Raw genomic sequence first — 18,809 nt, 5'->3', positions numbered from 1 at the left:
CGTTTGGCACGAATAGGTGCCCCGACCTGCAAGCGCTGCATCGCTGTACTAACGTAAGACTTCGGGTTTTTATGAGAGTCCTTTGGCCCTGAAGCCCTCATTCCGTTAAGATAGCCCGCTTTTTCAAGGTGGGAGTCAGGCAGCATGGCGCAGCAGTATCAACCGGGGCAACGCTGGATCAGTGACAGCGAAGCCGAGCTGGGTTTAGGCACCGTTCTGGCACAGGACGGCCGCTTGTTGACCGTGCTCTACCCGGCCACTGGCGAGACTCGCCAGTACGCGCTACGGAATGCGCCCCTCACCCGCGTGCGGTTTTCGCCGGGTGACTCGATCACTCACTTCGAAGGCTGGAAACTGACCGTACAAGAAGTCGACGACGTCGACGGCCTGCTGGTTTACCACGGCCTCAACGGGCATAACGAAGTGGTTACCTTGCCGGAAACCCAACTGTCGAACTTCATTCAGTTCCGTCTGGCCAGCGATCGTTTGTTCGCCGGGCAGATCGACCCGCTGGCCTGGTTCTCCCTGCGATACAACACCCTGGAACACACCAGCCGCCAATTGCAGTCCGCGCTTTGGGGCCTCGGTGGCGTGCGTGCGCAACCGATCGCGCACCAGCTGCACATCGCCCGTGAAGTCGCCGACCGCATTGCACCGCGAGTTCTGCTGGCGGACGAAGTGGGCCTGGGCAAAACCATCGAAGCCGGTCTGGTGATCCATCGCCAACTGCTCTCGGGCCGCGCCAACCGCGTGCTGATCCTGGTTCCGGAGAACCTGCAGCACCAGTGGCTGGTCGAGATGCGCCGCCGCTTCAACCTGCAAGTCGCGCTGTTCGACGAAGAACGCTTCATCGAAAGCGATGCCGCCAACCCGTTCGAAGACACCCAGCTCGCGCTGGTTGCACTCGAGTGGCTGGTGGAAGACGAGAAAGCCCAGGACGCACTGTTCGCCGCCGGTTGGGACCTGATGGTCGTCGACGAAGCGCACCACCTGGTGTGGCATGAAGACAAGGCTAGCCCTGAGTATTCGCTGGTCGAGCAACTGGCCGAAGTCATTCCCGGCGTCCTGCTGCTGACCGCGACCCCGGAACAACTGGGTCAGGACAGCCACTTTGCGCGTCTGCGCCTGCTCGATCCGAACCGTTTCCATGACCTGCACGCCTTCCGCGCCGAGAGCGAAAACTATCGCCCGGTGGCCGAAGCTGTTCAGGAGCTGCTGGACAAGGGACGCCTGTCGCCTGAAGCACACAAGACCATCCACGGTTTCCTCGGCAACGAAGGCGAAGCGCTGCTGGCCGCCGTCAACGATGGCGACATCGAGGCCAGCGCCCGCCTGGTCCGTGAACTGCTTGACCGCCACGGCACCGGCCGCGTGCTGTTCCGCAACACCCGCGCCGCCGTGCAAGGTTTCCCGGAGCGCAAACTGCACCCGTACCCGCTGCCGTGCCCGGACGAATACCTCGAACTGCCATTGGGCGATCACGCCGAGCTGTACCCGGAAGTCAGCTTCCAGGCCCAGCCGGACGCCAACGAAGAAGAACGCTGGTGGAAATTCGACCCGCGCGTCGAGTGGCTGATCGATCAGCTGAAGATGCTCAAGCGCACCAAAGTGCTGGTGATCTGCGCTCACGCTGAAACCGCCATGGACCTGGAAGACGCACTGCGCGTGCGTTCCGGCATCCCGGCCACGGTCTTCCACGAAGGCATGAACATCCTCGAGCGTGACCGCGCCGCAGCCTACTTCGCCGACGAAGAATTTGGCGCGCAAGTGCTGATCTGCTCGGAAATCGGCAGTGAAGGTCGTAACTTCCAGTTCTCGCACCACTTGGTGCTGTTCGATCTGCCGTCGCACCCGGACCTGCTGGAGCAGCGTATCGGTCGTCTGGACCGGATTGGCCAGAAGCACATCATCGAACTGCACGTGCCGTACCTGGAAACCAGCCCGCAAGAGCGCCTGTTCCAGTGGTACCACGAAGCGCTGAATGCGTTCCTCAACACCTGCCCGACCGGTAACGCCTTGCAGCATCAGTTCGGCCCGCGCCTGCTGCCGCTGCTGGAAAATGCCGACGACGGCGAGTGGCAAGCGCTGATCGACGAAGCCCGCGCCGAGCGCGAACGCCTGGAAGCCGAGTTGCACACTGGCCGCGACCGCTTGCTGGAGCTCAACTCCGGCGGCGCTGGCGAAGGTGATGCGCTGGTCGAGGACATCCTCGAGCAAGACGATCAGTTCGCCCTGCCGATCTACATGGAAACCCTGTTCGACGCCTTCGGCATCGACAGCGAAGACCATTCGGAAAACGCGCTGATCCTCAAGCCGAGCGAAAAAATGCTCGACGCCAGCTTCCCGCTGGGCGACGACGAAGGCGTGACCATCACGTACGACCGCAACCAGGCGCTGTCTCGCGAAGACATGCAGTTCATCACCTGGGAACACCCGATGGTGCAAGGCGGCATGGACCTGGTCTTGTCCGGTTCCATGGGCAACACCGCCGTGGCGCTGATCAAGAACAAGGCGCTGAAACCTGGCACCGTGTTGTTGGAACTGCTCTACGTCAGTGAAGTGGTTGCCCCGCGCTCGCTGCAATTGGGCCGTTACCTGCCGCCGGCCGCCCTGCGCTGCCTGCTCGACGCCAACGGTAATGACCTGTCGGCCCGGGTGTCGTTCGAAACCCTTAACGATCAGCTGGAAAGCGTGCCGCGTGCCAGCGCCAACAAGTTCATCCAGGCCCAGCGCGATCAGCTGACGCCACGGATCAACGCCGGCGAAGAGAAAATCTTCCCGCGTCACGCCGAGCGCGTGGCTGAGGCGCAGCGTCGTCTGGCCGCCGACACCGACGAAGAACTGGCGCGCCTGACTGCCTTGCAAGCGGTCAACCCGACCGTGCGTGACAGCGAACTGGTTGCCCTGCGCAAGCAACGCGAGCAAGGCCTGGCCATGCTCGACAAGGCTGCGCTGCGACTGGAAGCGATTCGGGTGTTGGTGGCGGGTTAACTCCCCCTGCTCTGCCCCGCTAAAACAAAAGGCCCGCAGCGATGCGGGCCTTTTTTATGACATTCAACACAGAACAATGTGGCGAGGGAGCTTGCTCCCGTTGGGGCGCGAAGCGGCCCTAAAATCTAAGGCCACGACTGCTTCGCAGCCGAACGGGAGCAAGCTCCCTCGCCACAGGTTTTGCGCTCTCTCCTCTTATGCGGTGACCGCAGGAATCTGTGGCTCAACCACCGCCACCAACCCTTCCTTCATCCGCTTGGCATCGCGCACAAAACACCGCGAAGCCAGGAACAGAAACACCATGGTGAAAAACAGCGCCACCGGGATCAAATACATCGCGTCGTGCAAGCCGACAGCCTTGAACGCCTCGGTCATCTGTTCAGCACCGGCCGAGAGCATCGCCGTATGCGCAAAGTGGTCGGACAATGCGCCCACCACCACCGGCCCCAAACCACCACCCAGCAAATACAACCCGGCAAAGAACAGCGCCATGGCCGTAGCCCGCAAGCGCGGCTCGACTACGTCCTGAATGGCGGTGTAAACGCAGGTGTAAAAGTTGTAGGCAAACAACCAGCCCACACTGAACACCGCCACAAACACGCCGATCTCGATCCGCCCGGAATGCAGCGCCCAAGCCGTACACACCGTCGAGATGATCAAGCTGAACGCGGCAAACAGCAGTCGCCCATTGGCCACCCGCTGGTGAATCTTGTCCGCCACCCAACCGCCCAGTGTCAGGCCGAACAACCCGGTCACGCCGACGATCACCCCGGTCGCCACCGCCGCTTCCTGCAACGGCATCAGGAAATAGCGCTGCAGCATCGGCACCAGAAACGAGTTGCAGGCATACGTGGCAAAGTTGAAGCACAGCCCCGCCATCACCAGCCACAGGAAAGTCGGCACCGCCAGCACCCGACGGATTGGCCGGTCTACGCGCTCCTGCGAGACTTGCACACTCTCTGCGGCGCCGCGTTTAGGTTCCTTGATGAAGAACATGAAGATCGCCAGGATCAGCCCCGGCACTGCCGCGATAAAGAACGGCGCGCGCCAGCTGTCGAAGGCCTTGACCATGGCGCCGATGGTGAAGAACGCCAACAGCAACCCCAGCGGCAGGCCGAGCATGAAGATACCCATCGCCCGCGCCCGGCGGTGGGCCGGGAACAGGTCGCCGATCAGCGAGTTGGCGGCCGGTGCGTAACTGGCTTCACCGATGCCGATGCCCATGCGCACGATCAGGAAAGCCCAGAAACTCCCCACCAGTCCGTTGACTGCTGTCAGCCCGCTCCACGCCGCCAGGCCCCAGCCCATCAATTTGCTGCGTGAACCGGTATCGGCCATCCGTCCCAGAGGCAGGCCGGCAATGGCATAAACGAGGGTGAATGCGGTACCGATGATCCCCAGCTGAAAGTCGCTGAGGTGCCATTCCATGCGGATCGGTTCGATGATGATGGCTGGAATGGTGCGGTCGAAGAAGTTGAACAGGTTGGCCAGGAACAGCAGGAACAGAATGCGCCAGGCATTCGCCGCTTGGGTCGAGTTCTGCATGGGTCCGTCTCTTTTATTGTTATTGGGGCTTCACTGCCAACGCATCCGAGCCCGGAACCTGCAATCTAGTCAGGCCCGCCAGAGCTGTCTGTCATTATTTGTAAAGCTGATATCCGCCCATGGAAGATGTCGCAGCTGATACACCATTTATTTCCAAACGCTCTAACGCTCATTCCAAAATGGTTAGGGCCGATGTGCCACTATCGTTTGCACTCTAAACATGCCTTCTATACTCCAAAGCATTCGCCAGCGTTCATGGCGCCAGCCAGGATGACAATGGGGCATGCTATGGAGTGGCTTGGTTTGCATTTCATTACCGAGCTGCCGGCGAGCGGCCAGGTAATACTCAACTGCACACATGACCCTTTTCTGGTACTGCTGGCCTATTTGGTCGCCTGTGTCGGCAGCTTTGCCACATTGGACATGGCCGAACGGGTCGGTCACGTGGAAAAACCCGCCTCGCAGTGGCTCTGGCGCTGGGTCGGCGCCAGTTGTCTGGCAGGCGGGATCTGGGCCATGCACTTCATCGGCATGCTAGCGTTTCAGGCGCCGATCGACATTCAATATGAATTACCCATCACCCTCCTTTCTCTGTTGATCGCCCTGCTCGCCTCGTGGCTGGCCATGCATGCTCTCAGTCATCCCCGCCTGAGTTTTTGGCAATATCTCCAGGCTTCGATTTGCATCGGTCTGGGCATCGCCACCATGCATTACGTGGGCATGAGCGCCATGCGTTCGAGTGCAATGGCCTATTACCAACCCACGCTGTTCGCCCTCTCCATTGCGATCGCCATCGGTGCCAGCCTTGCAGCCCTGCTGATATCAAGTCATCTGCGCGACGGCACCGGTCTGTTCCATCAACTGCTCAAATACATCGCCAGCCTGGTACTCGGGGCCGGTATCGTCAGCATGCACTTCACCGGCATGGCAGCGCTCAATCTGGTGCTGCCCGCCGACAGCCTTCAGCCGCTACCCGGCGAAAACAATCATCTGCAACTGGGTCTGACGGTGGCGGTCATGACGCTGCTGATCATCGGCAGCAGTATCAGCGCGGCGCTGGCGGACAAGAAGCTGCAAAACAAGGAGCGCGACCTGCAACGGGTCAACGCCCTGCTCAGTCAACTGGACCAGGCGAGGATGTCGTTACAACAAGTGGCGCACTATGACCCCCTGACCAACCTGATCAACCGCCGTGGCTTCAACCAGATCTTCGCCGAGAAGCTCATGGAGAAAACCAACGAAGGCGGCATGCTGGCGGTGTTGTTCCTGGACATCGACCATTTCAAGCGGATCAACGACAGCCTCGGCCATGATGCCGGCGACGAATTGCTAAAAGTATTGGCCAGCCACATCAAGGGCTCGGTGCGCAGCCACGAAGACGTCGTGGCGCGTTTCGGCGGTGACGAATTCTGCATCCTCATCGGCTTGCACGATCGTGAAGAAGCGCGGTACATGGCCCAACGCATCATGCTGAAAATGCAGGAGCCCATCGAGCTGTCCGGGCGACGCATGGTCATGACCACCAGTATCGGCATCAGCTTGTTTCCGGAAGATGGCAAGACCTGTGAAGAGTTGCTGAAAAACGCTGACCTGGCGCTGTATCAGTCCAAGGACACCGGGCGCAATGGCCTGAATTTCTTCAGCGAAGACCTGAAAACCCGCGCAACGCTGGAACTGCAGCTGGAAGAAGAACTGCGCCACGCCCTGCGCGAAAACACCGGGCTGATGCTCTATTACCAACCGATCTACGACCTGAAAACCGGCCAAGTCAGCAAGCTTGAAGCGCTGATCCGCTGGCAACATCCGGTTCACGGACTGCTGGCACCGGACCGGTTCATTGCCATCGCCGAGGCCAACGGCCTAATCGCCGAACTGGACCACTGGGTCCTGCGCAAAGCCTGTGAGGATCTGGGCGAGTTATCGCGTCAGGGTTGCGAAGAACTCCACATCGCCGTGAACTGCTCGCCCCTGAACCTGGCGCGCGAAGAATTGGCCGATGAAATCGAACACGCACTGCGGCGTGCCGGAGTGGCGCCGCAACGGCTGGAACTGGAAGTGACCGAGAACGCGTTGATGGGCAACATCGCCAACACGGCGGTGTTGCTGCGCCAGATTCGCGCCCTCGGCGTTTCGCTGTCGATTGACGACTTCGGCACCGGTTATTCCTCTCTGGCCTACCTCAAACGGCTGCCACTCAACACGCTGAAGATCGACCGCTCGTTCATCCAGGACATTCCCAAGGCCACCCAGGACATGGAAATAGTTCAAGCGATCATCGTCATGGCCCACACGCTGCATTTGCAGGTGGTGACCGAAGGCGTCGAAACCCTTGAGCAATACGAGTTTCTGGCGCGTAACGGCTGCGACTTCGTGCAGGGCTACCTGCTCAGTCGTCCGGTACCGCTGGCGCAATTGCGTCCCGTTCTGAGCGAAATCAACCAGCGCAAGCACCCGCACACTGTCAGCCCGTTGAGTCTGGCTCGCGGTACAACTGCACTAGCGTCGACGGATCTTTTTCCAGGAATCCCTGGCTCCCATGCAGTCGCATCAATTGTGCGGCCAGTCCACTGATCGGCGTGGCCGAGCCTTGCTCACGGGAAAACTTCACCGCGGTATCGAGGTCCTTGAGCAGCGTGCGCACATGCCATTTCACCGGTTCGAAACGGCTTTCGGCCATTTGCGGACCCAGGATCTGCAAGGGTTTTGAATCGGCAAACCCGCCTGCCAGAGCCTCGGCGATCAGACTGGCCTGCACCCCGGAACGTTCGGCCAACGCCACCACTTCGGCGATCACCAGCGCGTTACAGGCCACGATCATCTGATTACAAGCCTTGGTCACTTGCCCCGCTCCGACGGCGCCCATGTGGGTCACGCGCTGGCCGAGGCTCAACAGCACAGGCCTGACGCGCTCAAGATCCGCCGTTTCACCGCCCACCATGATCGCCAGGCTACCGGCCTCGGCGCCGACCACTCCGCCGGACACAGGTGCATCCAGCCAGCTCATGCCGGTTTGGCTGACCAGCGCTGTCGCCATTTCCCGCGTCGCGGTAGGTTCCAGGCTGGAAAAATCCACCAGCAGTTGACCGCTTTTCGCACCTTGCGCGATCCCTGCCGCGCCAAACACCACCTCACGCACCACCGACGTATCCGCCAAGCACAACATCACTACGTCGGCGTGCTGGCACAGCTCAGCTGGCGTGGCAACTTGTCGGGCGCCGGCCTCTACCAGCGGCGCGCACTTGGCTGGATTGCGGTTCCACACCGTCAGCGGATAACCCGCTGCCAACAAGCGCTGACACATCGGCAAGCCCATCAGGCCGACCCCGGCAAATCCGAGTGAAGGTAACGCTGCCATCATCTGGCCTCCTTTTGATTAAAGATTGGCGAATATTGGCCGATTCATCATGACTTAGGAAAGGATTCCCCCGAGTGATGCTCAGGCCAAGGCCCTGACGCTTGGGCCAAATACGCGCTGAAAAAAAGACGCGAGATCCCATCCGTGATGGTTCGACGACATCGTGTCGCTCAACCAACCAGCCCAGGTACATGGCGCACAATGACTTCTAAAAACAATCCGGCCCCTGCGATATCCGATCTGACGTTGAGCCCCGCGGCAAACAGCCCCGCACCGTCGAAGCCATTGACGCCATCGCGCCCGTTATCGACTCAGCAATACCTGTACTTCACCGAAACCAATACCGATCGCATCCTCGATAATCTCGACGGCCTGCGCGACATGGTGTTCCCGCGCCCACCGCATCTGGAAGGCGACAGTGAACATCACAGCGATCAGGAATTCCCGTCGGTGTGCCTGATCGGCCTGGGCCGCTGTGGTTCGAACATCGCGCTGGACGTTGCCGAGCTGGTGTACAACGCCCGCAAGTTCTACCTCAATGAATTCAATAACGAAGATCGCCTGTCGCCGGACAAGCGCTTCGCCGAAAAGGGCTACAGCCCGGCACAGTGGATTCGCAACAACCTGCGTCTGGGGCCGAACAAGGCCACCAAACCGGTGTTCCTGGTAGAACCGCTGGTCATGCTCGGCGACTTGGACAAAGACATCGCCGGCCGCATCCGTTTCTCGCGCAAGGGCGAAAAAAGCGGTTTCCTGCGCGACTACAGCAAAATGAAAATCATGGACTTGTCGGAAGTCCACGCCGGTGGCGCCGGTAACGCGCCGATCCTTGGTCAGTACCTGGCCAAGATCATCCTGAACAAGGACACCCAGCGTTTCTCCAGCCCTGACTGGAAGATGATTCACTCGTACCTGATCGACAGCTGCGGGATCAAGGCCAACCAGTCGCGCCTGTACTTCTCGATCTTCAGTGCCGGCGGCGGTACCGGCTCGGGCATGGCCTCGGAATTCGGCCTGGCCCAACAGCACTCGTACATGAACAAGACGTTCGACACCAAGCCGATGGACGAGCACGACGGAAAAAGCGGTCATTCCTTCGTCTTCGAGCCGATCTTCACCAGCGGCATCTGCGTGTTGCCGAACATCTCCGATCACCGCAGCGAAATGTCCGAGGCGCTGCACATCAATGCCGGTCGCCTGCTGTGCAAATACCTGTCGGAAGAGTGGGATTTCTCTTACAACTTCGCCAACGAAGACAGCAGCGAAGCCAGTGTCATGGGCCGTATTCGCCCATGGAACGCCATGATGCTGATCTCCAACGACATCATGCGTTACGCCGAAGAAAGCGATGACGGCAACATCCAGAACATCGACGTCAACGCGATGGAAAAGCACGCTAACCAATACATCTCACAGCAGATCTTCAACATTCTGACGGCGCAGGCGGTGACCACCGACTACGACCAGAACTATTTCCGTCGCGCCGGCATCGACATTGGCGAAACCATTCGCCTCGACGCCAACGACCTGTTCATGAGTCTGGCCGGCCCCGTAGCCATTGCCTACGCAGAGTCCGTGGTGCCGGAAACCCCGCCGCCGAGCAGCGACAAGTTCAAGGTGTTCGAGAAAGAACCGCAGCGCCTGAACATCGACGACCTGTTCTTCCGCTCCATCGACTTGCCGCACTTCAACAAAGTGACCCAGGCGATCGAAGGCATCAGCCTGTTGCCGATCGAATCCAAGCGCTATCGCGCCTCGCTGGAGCAGTACAAGAATTCGGGGTATGACGCGGCCGCCTTGCACGACCTGCACTTCTTCAAGAACTGCTCGTCGGTGGTGTCGATTGTTTCGTTGCCGAAGGACTACAAGCTGTCCTACATGGACCTGAACCGGCTGAAGACCCACCTCAACAGCCTGTTCCCGAACACCACGCTCAAGCGTTATGCGCTGGTCATCGGCGCCTCGGCCAACCTGTCGCTGACCACCCTGATCGCCAAGAGCCCGTGCCTGTCGGACGACTTCCTGACGCTGATCGTGGCCTTCATCAAGCGTTGCTTCGCGAAAAACCCGTACCGCTTTGACGAGACCCTGGATAACTCGATCCTGGACTTCATCATTAATGAAGAGTTCGACGAGGACCGGATCGACGAACTGCTGAATGAGTTCGAGAACCCGGCGAAGATCCTCGACACCAACTGGTACGCGATCAAACCGATGTACGAGAAGAAGTACCGCGAGCTGATCAACGACAAAGACAAGTTCGTCTCGATCAATGACATTCGTCTGTCTCGGGATTGCGTGAAGAAGGCGATCAAGTACTTGCGCGAGATTTATCGTCACCGGATTGGCAAGACCAAGGTTATTTCGCTGAACAACCATACCGGCAAGACTGCCTGAGACCGGCTCAGCACCGCGTCGCACCAATCGCGAGCAGGCTCACTCCTACATATGGAATGCGTTCCCTTGTAGGAGTGAGCCTGCTCGCGATGGGGCCCTCACACCCACTGAAGATTTCAGCCTTTCCAACATACAGAAACAATTAAGCAGCCCTTCGGCTGCTCGATAAACTGTGCCCGTTACGTTTACGTTACCGTGATGCTGGCCCTGTACGTGGCCTTTCTCCACGGCAACGTGCCATCACGCTACTCACCTACACACTTTTTGCCGCCAAAGCTACGCACCAATTTGGCGCGCATCCTCAGCTCGTCGCCCTTTCCTGGATCAGAATCCACGGCGAAACGACCACTGCCCACAGCTCCGGATCGCGTTCGAAAAGATCCAGCGCCCGCGTTTCAGACAGCTTGGCGACCTTGTCGGCGGCCAGCCAGGCAGCCACTTTCTTGCCTTCATCGGTCGCGACTGCCTCCGCTGCAGCAATCAAATCCAGACCGGGGTCGACCCACAATAGGGCACCCTTGGCGAAGAACGGCTCCAGCTCCTTCCAGGTAATAGATGCGGTTTCACCAAGCAGCTTGGCATAGAGGGTGCTAGGTTCTTGAGTCATGGGTCCTGTCCGGAAAAGAAATCGACGTCATCATAACGTTGGTGGACTGGCAGAAAAACCCGGATGCAATTGAGTTACCGATTGAAAACAGCAGGAAAGCCAAGGATTGCTGATATTTCAGCTATAACCCCCGCCGCCATTCTGTCTTTTTCTTTCAAAAAAGCGACACCCTCTGATTTTGCCCCCTGGCGCCAGCTTCCCAGGCTAACAATTGGCGCTCTACACTGTACCGGTACAGTTGCCGGGGGCATTTTCCGGAGGATATCGAAGATATCTGACCCGGTTCTGCTGCTACGGCGCCAGGACTATAAAAACTACAACAGTAAGAGTGGAGCACTATGACTAAGGCTACTAAGCAGATTTCCAAACTGTTTGCCGCTATGGTTCTGGCCGGGGTTGCCAGCCATTCGTTCGCAGCTGACACCATCAAGATCGGCATCGCCGGCCCTAAAACCGGCCCTGTAGCCCAATACGGCGACATGCAGTTCAGTGGCGCCAAAATGGCCATCGAACAGATCAACGCCAAAGGCGGCGTAGACGGCAAGAAACTCGAAGCCGTTGAATACGATGACGCCTGTGATCCAAAACAAGCGGTAGCGGTCGCGAACAAAGTCGTCAACGACGGCGTCAAGTTCGTGGTCGGTCACCTGTGCTCCAGCTCCACCCAACCGGCTTCGGACATTTACGAAGACGAAGGCGTGATCATGATCACCCCGGCTGCCACCAGCCCGGACATCACCTCCCGTGGTTACAAAATGGTGTTCCGCACCATCGGTCTGGACAGCGCCCAGGGCCCTGCCGCCGGTAACTACATTGCTGACTTCGTAAAACCGAAAATCGTTGCTGTTCTGCACGACAAACAGCAATACGGTGAAGGCATCGCCACCGCCGTGAAGAAAACCCTGGAAGGCAAAAACGTCAAGGTTGCCGTGTTCGAAGGCATCAACGCCGGCGACAAAGACTTCTCTTCGATGATCTCCAAGCTCAAGCAAGCCAACGTCGACTTCGTCTACTACGGCGGCTACCACCCGGAGCTGGGTCTGATCCTGCGTCAAGCCCAGGAAAAAGGCCTGAAAGCCAAGTTCATGGGTCCGGAAGGCGTGGGTAACGACTCCATTTCGCAGATCGCCAAAGACGCTTCCGAAGGTCTGCTGGTAACCCTGCCGAAATCCTTCGACCAGGATCCGGCCAACGTCGCCCTGGCTGATGCGTTCAAAGCCAAGAAAGAAGACCCGAGCGGTCCATTCGTGTTCCCGGCCTACTCGGCTGTGACCGTGATTGCCGACGGCATCAAGGCTGCCAAGAGCGAAGACGCTGCCAAAGTGGCTGAAGCCATCCACGCAGGCACCTTCAAGACTCCGACTGGCGACCTGAGCTTCGACGCCAAGGGCGACCTGAAAGACTTCAAATTTGTGGTTTACGAGTGGCACTTCGGCAAACCAAAAACTGAAGCCAAGCCTCAGTAAGGCGTTGCCTGACTGACTGCCAATAAAGCCCACGGCGTGCCGTGGGCTTTGTTTTACGAACGTATTGGGCCGCGCTGGCGTGATCCGCCAGTCTCCCCACCTGAAAATCTCAAAACCGTCATCAGCGGTTCGCTGGCAAACCTCGCGTTCGAAGTGGATGCAGATCCACGGGGCTCGAGCGGGAAAATGACTCCACCAGTGAAATGCGTATCAGGTTTTTAGGAGCGCTGTAATGCCTGACATCTATCACTTTTTCCAACAGCTGGTTAATGGTCTGACCATTGGCAGCACGTATGCCCTGATCGCCATCGGCTATACGATGGTTTACGGCATCATTGGAATGATCAACTTCGCCCACGGCGAGGTGTACATGATTGGCTCTTACGTGGCGTTCATCGCCATTGCGGGCCTGTCCATGATGGGACTCGACAGTGTTCCACTGTTGATGACCGCCGCTTTTCTCGCGACCATTGTCGTGACCAGTGCCTACGGTTACAGCATCGAACGGATCGCCTACCGCCCTTTGCGCGGCAGCAACCGTCTGATCCCGCTGATTTCCGCCATCGGCATGTCGATCTTCCTGCAGAACACGGTTCTGCTGGCGCAAGACTCCAAGGACAAATCCATCCCCAACCTGATCCCCGGTAACTTCTCCATCGGGCCAGGTGGCGCACAAGAAGTGCTGATTTCCTACATGCAAATCGTGGTGTTCGTGGTGACCTTTGTCGCCATGCTCGGCCTGACGCTGTTCATCTCCCGCTCTCGCCTGGGTCGCGCCTGCCGCGCCTGTGCCGAAGACATCAAGATGGCCAACCTCTTGGGTATCAACACCAACAACATCATCGCCCTGACCTTCGTCATCGGTGCCGCACTGGCAGCCATCGCGGCTGTGTTGCTGAGCATGCAATACGGCGTGATCAACCCGAACGCCGGCTTCCTGGTCGGTCTCAAGGCCTTCACCGCAGCGGTACTGGGCGGTATCGGCAGCATCCCCGGAGCGATGCTCGGCGGGATCGTGCTTGGGGTGGCGGAAGCCTTTGGTGCCGATATCTTCGGCGACCAGTACAAGGACGTCGTGGCGTTCGGCTTATTGGTTCTGGTGTTGTTGTTCCGGCCAACCGGCCTGTTGGGCCGTCCGGAGGTTGAAAAAGTATGACTAGGAATCTTAAACAGGCGTTGTTCAGCGCCTTGCTGGTGTGGGCCGTTGCCTACCCGGTACTCGGTCTGAAACTGACCATTGTCGGCATCAACCTCGAAGTCCATGGCACCAGCAACGCAACGCTGATCACCATCGCCGTGTGCTCGGTGCTGATGTTCCTGCGGGTGTTGTTCGATCAGCAGATCAGCTCGGCCTGGAAATCCTCGCCGAACATGCCGGTGATCCCGGCCAAGGCCAGTACTTTCCTGACCCTGCCGACCACTCAGCGCTGGATCATCATCGCGTTGATCATCGGTGCGCTGGTCTGGCCGTTCTTCGGCTCCCGCGGTGCGGTGGATATCGCCACGCTGGTGCTGATCTACGTGATGCTCGGCCTGGGCCTGAACATCGTGGTCGGTCTGGCCGGTCTGCTCGACCTCGGTTACGTCGGCTTCTATGCCGTCGGCGCCTACAGCTATGCGCTGCTGTCGCACTACTACGGTCTGAGCTTCTGGATCTGCCTGCCAATCGCCGGGATGATGGCGGCCACCTTCGGCTTCCTGCTCGGCTTCCCGGTCCTGCGTCTGCGCGGTGACTATCTGGCGATCGTGACGCTGGGCTTCGGTGAAATCATCCGTCTGTTCCTGCGTAACCTGACCGGCCTCACGGGTGGTCCGAACGGCATCAGCAACATCGAGAAACCAACGTTCTTCGGCCTGACCTTCGAACGTAAAGCCGCTGAAGGCCTGCAGACGTTCCACGAGTACTTCGGCCTGGAATACAACTCGATCAACAAGGTGATCTTCCTTTACCTGGTTGCGCTGTTGCTGGCGCTGTTTGCCCTGTTCGTGATCAACCGCTTGCTGCGCATGCCGCTGGGCCGTGCCTGGGAAGCGTTGCGTGAAGACGAAATCGCCTGCCGTGCGTTGGGTCTCAATCCTACAGTCATCAAGCTCTCGGCCTTCACCCTCGGTGCCTGCTTCGCCGGTTTCGCCGGCAGCTTCTTCGCCGCGCGTCAGGGCCTGGTGACACCGGAGTCGTTCACCTTCATCGAGTCGGCGACCATCCTCGCCATCGTGGTGCTGGGTGGCATGGGCTCGCAACTGGGCGTCGTACTCGCCGCCACGGTGATGATCCTGTTGCCGGAAATGATGCGTGAGTTCAGTGAATACCGCATGTTGATGTTCGGCGCCTTGATGGTGCTGATGATGATCTGGCGTCCTCAAGGACTGCTGCCCATGCAACGTCCTCACATGGAGCTGCGCAAATGAGCCGCGAGATCCTTAAAGTCGAAAATCTGAGCATGCGCTTCGGCGGTTTGCTGGCGGTCAACGGCGTAGCCCTGAGCGTGAAGGAAAAACAGGTCGTGGCATTGATCGGCCCCAACGGCGCCGGCAAGACCACCGTGTTCAACTGCCTGACCGGTTTCTACCAGCCGAGTGGTGGCAGCATCCTGCTGGATGGCGAGCCGATCGAAGGCCTGCCCGGCCACAAGATTGCCCTCAAAGGCGTGGTGCGCACCTTTCAGAACGTGCGGTTGTTCAAGGACATGACGGCGGTCGAGAACCTCTTGATCGCCCAGCACCGTCACCTGAACACCAACTTCCTGGCCGGTCTGTTCAAGACCCCGGCGTTCCGCAAGAGCGAGCGCGAGGCCATGGAGTTCGCCGAGTTCTGGCTGGACAAGGTCAACCTCAAGGCGTTCGCCAACCGTCCGGCCGGCACCCTTGCCTACGGTCAGCAACGTCGTCTGGAAATCGCTCGCTGCATGATGACCCGTCCGCGGATCCTCATGCTCGACGAACCGGCCGCCGGCCTGAACCCGAAGGAAACCGAAGACCTGAAGGCGCTGATCAGCATGCTGCGTGAAGAGCACAACGTCACCGTGCTGCTGATCGAACACGACATGAAACTGGTCATGAGCATTTCCGACCACATCGTCGTGATCAACCAGGGCACGCCTCTGGCCGACGGCACACCGGAACAGATCCGCGACAATCCCGAAGTGATCAAAGCCTACCTGGGGGAAGCGTAAATGCTGCAATTCGAAAACGTTTCCACCTTCTACGGCAAGATCCAGGCCCTGCACAGCGTCAACGTGGAAATCCGTCAGGGCGAAATCGTCACCTTGATCGGTGCCAACGGCGCGGGCAAATCCACCTTGCTGATGACGCTTTGCGGTTCGCCGCAAGCCCACAGCGGCAGCATCAAGTACATGGGTGAAGAGCTCGTGGGGCAGACCTCGGCGCAGATCATGCGCAAGAGCATCGCCGTGGTTCCGGAAGGTCGTCGGGTGTTTGCCCGCCTGACCGTGGAAGAAAACCTCGCCATGGGCGGATTCTTCACCGACAAGGGCGATTATCAGGAACAGATGGACAAGGTTCTCGGACTTTTCCCACGCCTGAAAGAACGCTTCGCCCAACGCGGCGGCACCATGTCCGGCGGCGAACAGCAAATGCTCGCCATCGGCCGTGCGCTGATGAGCAAGCCCAAGTTGCTGCTGCTCGACGAACCTTCGTTGGGCCTGGCACCGATCATCATCCAGCAGATCTTCGACATCATCGAACAGCTGCGAAAGGATGGTGTGACGGTGTTCCTGGTGGAGCAGAACGCCAACCAGGCGCTGAAAATTGCTGACCGTGCGTACGTTCTGGAGAACGGCCGGGTGGTGATGACAGGCACTGGGGAAGCGCTGCTGACTGATCCGAAAGTACGTGAAGCGTACTTGGGTGGTTGAGTCTTTGCGGTAAACAAAAAACGGCCTTTGGGCCGTTTTTTTATGTCTGCCCCCAAACCCGAAATCACTGAAGATCCCCTGTGGGAGCGGGCTTGCTCGCGAACGCGGAGTGCCATTCAGCATTCATGTCGACTGATACTCCGCCTTCGCGAGCAAGCCCGCTCCCACAGGTTCGGTGTGATGAGCTAAAGCCGATCCAGCGCTTCACCGCTGCGCTTGAACCAGCCAATCAGATAATCCGCCAGCACTTGCGTACGTTTCGGCAAACCGCCCTGATACGGGTGAACCAGGTACATAGGCATGCGGCGGGTCTGATAGTCACGCAAGAGCCATCGCAATCGCCCGTCAGCCAATTCCGTTTGCAACAAGTAGGACGGCAACCGCGCAATGCCGGCGCCGGCCAGTGCCGCTTTCTTCAGCAGGCTGTAGTGGTTGCTGGCGAACGGTCCCGAGACTCGCACCCGCAACAACTCGTGTTGCTGGTGATAGAGCCACTCTTCGCGACCGCTGTAATGACTGTTGAGCAGGCAGCGGTGTTCAGCGAGTGCTTGAGGCGTCAACGGTTCGCCGTATTGCTCAAGGTAGGCCGGGCTGGCGCAGGTCATTTCGTGCCAGGCTAAAAGCGGTCGAGCCACCAGGCGCTCGTCATTGCCCACTTCGGAGCGAACCGCCAGATCAAACCCGTCGCGGGACAAATCACGGTAGTTGTTGCTCAGGTCCAGCTCGATCTGCACCTCGGGGTACTTGCCGGAAAACTCCAGCAACAAGCCATCGAAGAAGGTTTCCCCCAGCGATACCGGAACCGTCATACGCACCGGGCCGGCCATGTCGTCCTTCAGCCGCGCCAATGCCTGACGCGCCCTCTCGACCTGGACTACGAGCGCCTGGGCTTGCGGCAACAGCGCCGCACCCGCTGCCGTCAAACTCAAGCGCCGGGTGGTGCGTTGCAGCAGGACCACGGAAAACCGTGTTTCCAGCAGGCTGATGCGCTTGGACAATTGGCCCTTGCTACAGCCCAATTGCTGCGCCGCCAAGGTGAAACTCCCCGCTTCGATCAACACCGCGAACGCCGCCAGATCATCCATTTCGCTCATGGATTGTTTCCATTTGAAAACCAAAGGTTGCCTATTAGCGCGCTTATCAATGGAAAAAACCACACTAGACTTCAACCTCGTTTAACCACTTCGAGGAACAGCACAATGAAAATTCTTTTGATAGGCGCAGGCGGCACCATCGGTTCGGCGGTCGACAAAGAGCTGTCCGAGCGTCACGAGATCATCCGTATCGGCCGCAACAGCGGTGATTTCCATGTGGATATCAGCGACAGCGCATCGATTCGCAAGCTGTTCGAGAAAACCGGCAAGTTCGATGCACTGGTCTGCGCCGCCGGCAACGTAACCTTCGCCCCCCTCGATGAAATGACCGAAGAAAGCTTCGCGCTGGGCCTGAAAGACAAGTTAATGGGCCAGGTCAATTTGCTGCTGATCGGCCGCGAGTTCGCCAATGATGGCGCCTCGTTCACCTTCACCACTGGCGTGCTCAGCCACGACCCGATTCGCAGCGGCGCCTCGGCAGCGCTGGTCAACGGTGCCCTTGACAGCTTCGTCCGTGCCGCAGCGATCGAACTGCCTCGCGGTCTGCGCGTCAATTCGGTGAGCCCGAACGTACTGGTCGAAGCCATGGGCAGCTACGCGCCGTACTTCCGCGGCTACAAACCGGTTCCGGCAGCGGATGTGGCATTGGCCTACGCCAAAAGCGTGGAAGGCCTGCAAACAGGTCAGACCTTTCACGTGGGCTAAACCCTTGTGATGAACGGTCAGGCTGAGTAACGTGGCGACACTTGTCTGGAGACTCAAAGATGCGTGTTGCCCGTTCCTTAGTCCTTGTTGCCCTGCTTCCGCTGTTCGCCGCTTGCCAGTTGCTCGATGGCCCGCGTGAAAGTGCCTCCCACGTGGGCCAGACCCGCATGCAGGGCCAGTTGACGGCGGCCGACGGCAAGCTGTTGTTCCAGCCGTGCAATGAGCAGCGCAGTTATGTGGTCAACGACACCGGCGGCACCAGCGTCCTGCAAGAGGCCGCAACCCTGGCCGATGCCCAGGGCAAGCTGTTTGCCGACGTGCGCGGCCGAGTCAACGCCAGTGGTGCCGACAACCGCCTCGATCTTGCGCAGCTGTACCGCGTCGAGCGCTCGGGCACCGCGTGCAACGATCCGAATTTCAAATTGCTTATCCTGCGCGCCGCCGGCCATGGGCCTGAGTGGAACGTGAAAGTCAGCGGCAAAGGCATGGTCATCGAGCGCGCCGGTCAGCCGCCATTGGCCGTGCCCTACGTTGAAGAGCAACTGGGCGATGGCCGCTTCAACCTCAGCACCGAAGCCAATAACCAACGCATTGAACTGTGGGTCGCGCCGCAACGTTGCGTCGACAGCACCACCGGCAGCGTCCAGCACATGAGTGCCGAACTGCGCGTAGACGGCCAGGTTCAGCGTGGCTGCGGGTATTTCGGCGGATCGCGTAACGACTGATCGTTTTAGCCTCACGGGAATCATTCTTTGAGGCTTATAATCGCGGGCT

The 18,809-nt window shown here is 59.1% G+C and carries 14 protein-coding genes; 10 read left to right on the top strand and 4 right to left on the bottom strand.

Annotation, left to right across the window (positions count from 1 at the left end; all coding sequences use genetic code 11):
* The first annotated feature begins 144 nt into the window (after positions 1-144).
* Positions 145-2,991 (top strand): RNA polymerase-associated protein RapA, encoded by a 2,847-nt coding sequence (rapA, locus tag ACSQ87_RS07380; protein WP_223433147.1) that lies wholly within the window; start codon positions 145-147, stop codon positions 2,989-2,991.
* A gap of 195 nt (positions 2,992-3,186) precedes the next feature.
* Here rapA and ACSQ87_RS07375 read toward each other — a convergent pair whose 3' ends face one another.
* Complete coding sequence (locus ACSQ87_RS07375; protein WP_223433146.1) at positions 3,187-4,536, bottom strand: spinster family MFS transporter; 1,350 nt, start codon at positions 4,534-4,536, stop codon at positions 3,187-3,189.
* Between the two features lie 288 nt (positions 4,537-4,824).
* On the opposite strand from ACSQ87_RS07375, the gene ACSQ87_RS07370 reads away from it, so the two are divergent.
* Entirely contained in the window at positions 4,825-7,107 is a 2,283-nt protein-coding gene (locus ACSQ87_RS07370) for a putative bifunctional diguanylate cyclase/phosphodiesterase (protein WP_223433145.1), read from the top strand.
* Here ACSQ87_RS07370 and ACSQ87_RS07365 read toward each other — a convergent pair.
* Positions 6,998-7,894 carry an NAD(P)-dependent oxidoreductase gene (locus ACSQ87_RS07365; protein WP_223433144.1) on the bottom strand — a complete coding sequence of 299 codons (897 nt, stop codon included), beginning with the start codon at positions 7,892-7,894 and terminating at the stop codon, positions 6,998-7,000. The two genes, ACSQ87_RS07370 and ACSQ87_RS07365, sit on opposite strands and share 110 nt — an antisense overlap.
* Before the next feature lie 198 nt (positions 7,895-8,092).
* Here ACSQ87_RS07365 and ACSQ87_RS07360 point away from each other — a divergent pair, with 198 nt between their 5' ends.
* Positions 8,093-10,288 carry a hypothetical protein gene (locus ACSQ87_RS07360; protein ID WP_223433143.1) on the top strand — a complete coding sequence of 732 codons (2,196 nt, stop codon included), beginning with the start codon at positions 8,093-8,095 and terminating at the stop codon, positions 10,286-10,288.
* Positions 10,289-10,589: 301 nt separating this feature from the next.
* Here the strand turns inward: ACSQ87_RS07360 and ACSQ87_RS07355 are convergent, their stop codons facing one another.
* Positions 10,590-10,895 carry a DUF2288 domain-containing protein gene (locus tag ACSQ87_RS07355; protein WP_223432942.1) on the bottom strand — a complete coding sequence of 102 codons (306 nt, stop codon included), beginning with the start codon at positions 10,893-10,895 and terminating at the stop codon, positions 10,590-10,592.
* A gap of 338 nt (positions 10,896-11,233) precedes the next feature.
* Between ACSQ87_RS07355 and ACSQ87_RS07350 the strand changes: the two genes are divergently transcribed.
* From ACSQ87_RS07350 to ACSQ87_RS07330, 5 genes are all read left to right on the top strand, one after another.
* The gene (locus ACSQ87_RS07350; protein WP_150654892.1) at positions 11,234-12,361 is read left to right on the top strand and encodes a branched-chain amino acid ABC transporter substrate-binding protein; all 1,128 of its coding nucleotides are present in this window, start codon (positions 11,234-11,236) and stop codon (positions 12,359-12,361) included.
* Positions 12,362-12,593: 232 nt separating this feature from the next.
* A complete protein-coding gene (gene livH, locus ACSQ87_RS07345; protein ID WP_046046220.1) occupies positions 12,594-13,517 on the top strand; it encodes a high-affinity branched-chain amino acid ABC transporter permease LivH in 924 nt (307 codons plus the stop codon).
* On the top strand, positions 13,514-14,770 hold the full coding sequence (locus ACSQ87_RS07340; RefSeq protein ID WP_223432943.1) for a high-affinity branched-chain amino acid ABC transporter permease LivM: 1,257 nt from the start codon (positions 13,514-13,516) through the stop codon (positions 14,768-14,770). The genes livH and ACSQ87_RS07340 overlap by 4 nt, the downstream gene beginning before the upstream one ends.
* Complete coding sequence (livG, locus tag ACSQ87_RS07335) at positions 14,767-15,534, top strand: high-affinity branched-chain amino acid ABC transporter ATP-binding protein LivG (RefSeq protein ID WP_223432944.1); 768 nt, start codon at positions 14,767-14,769, stop codon at positions 15,532-15,534. The genes ACSQ87_RS07340 and livG overlap by 4 nt, the downstream gene beginning before the upstream one ends.
* Positions 15,535-16,236, top strand: coding sequence for an ABC transporter ATP-binding protein (locus ACSQ87_RS07330; protein ID WP_046046223.1), 702 nt, complete (start codon positions 15,535-15,537; stop codon positions 16,234-16,236).
* A 185-nt stretch (positions 16,237-16,421) separates the two neighbouring features.
* Here the strand turns inward: ACSQ87_RS07330 and ACSQ87_RS07325 are convergent, their stop codons facing one another.
* Positions 16,422-17,330, bottom strand: a complete 909-nt coding sequence (locus tag ACSQ87_RS07325; protein ID WP_223432945.1) for a LysR family transcriptional regulator — start codon at positions 17,328-17,330, stop codon at positions 16,422-16,424.
* A gap of 105 nt (positions 17,331-17,435) precedes the next feature.
* Between ACSQ87_RS07325 and ACSQ87_RS07320 the strand changes: the two genes are divergently transcribed.
* Together ACSQ87_RS07320 and ACSQ87_RS07315 are read left to right on the top strand one after the other, a co-directional pair.
* Positions 17,436-18,035 (top strand): short chain dehydrogenase, encoded by a 600-nt coding sequence (locus tag ACSQ87_RS07320; protein ID WP_223432946.1) that lies wholly within the window; start codon positions 17,436-17,438, stop codon positions 18,033-18,035.
* A 59-nt stretch (positions 18,036-18,094) separates the two neighbouring features.
* A complete protein-coding gene (locus tag ACSQ87_RS07315; protein WP_223432947.1) occupies positions 18,095-18,760 on the top strand; it encodes a COG3650 family protein in 666 nt (221 codons plus the stop codon).
* The last annotated feature ends 49 nt before the right edge of the window (positions 18,761-18,809 follow it).

The organism is Pseudomonas sp. LjRoot277, assembly GCF_964253845.1.
Classification (GTDB): domain Bacteria; phylum Pseudomonadota; class Gammaproteobacteria; order Pseudomonadales; family Pseudomonadaceae; genus Aquipseudomonas.
The sequence above is the reverse complement of the archived record's forward strand: the minus strand, read 5'-3'. Positions and strand labels throughout refer to the sequence as shown.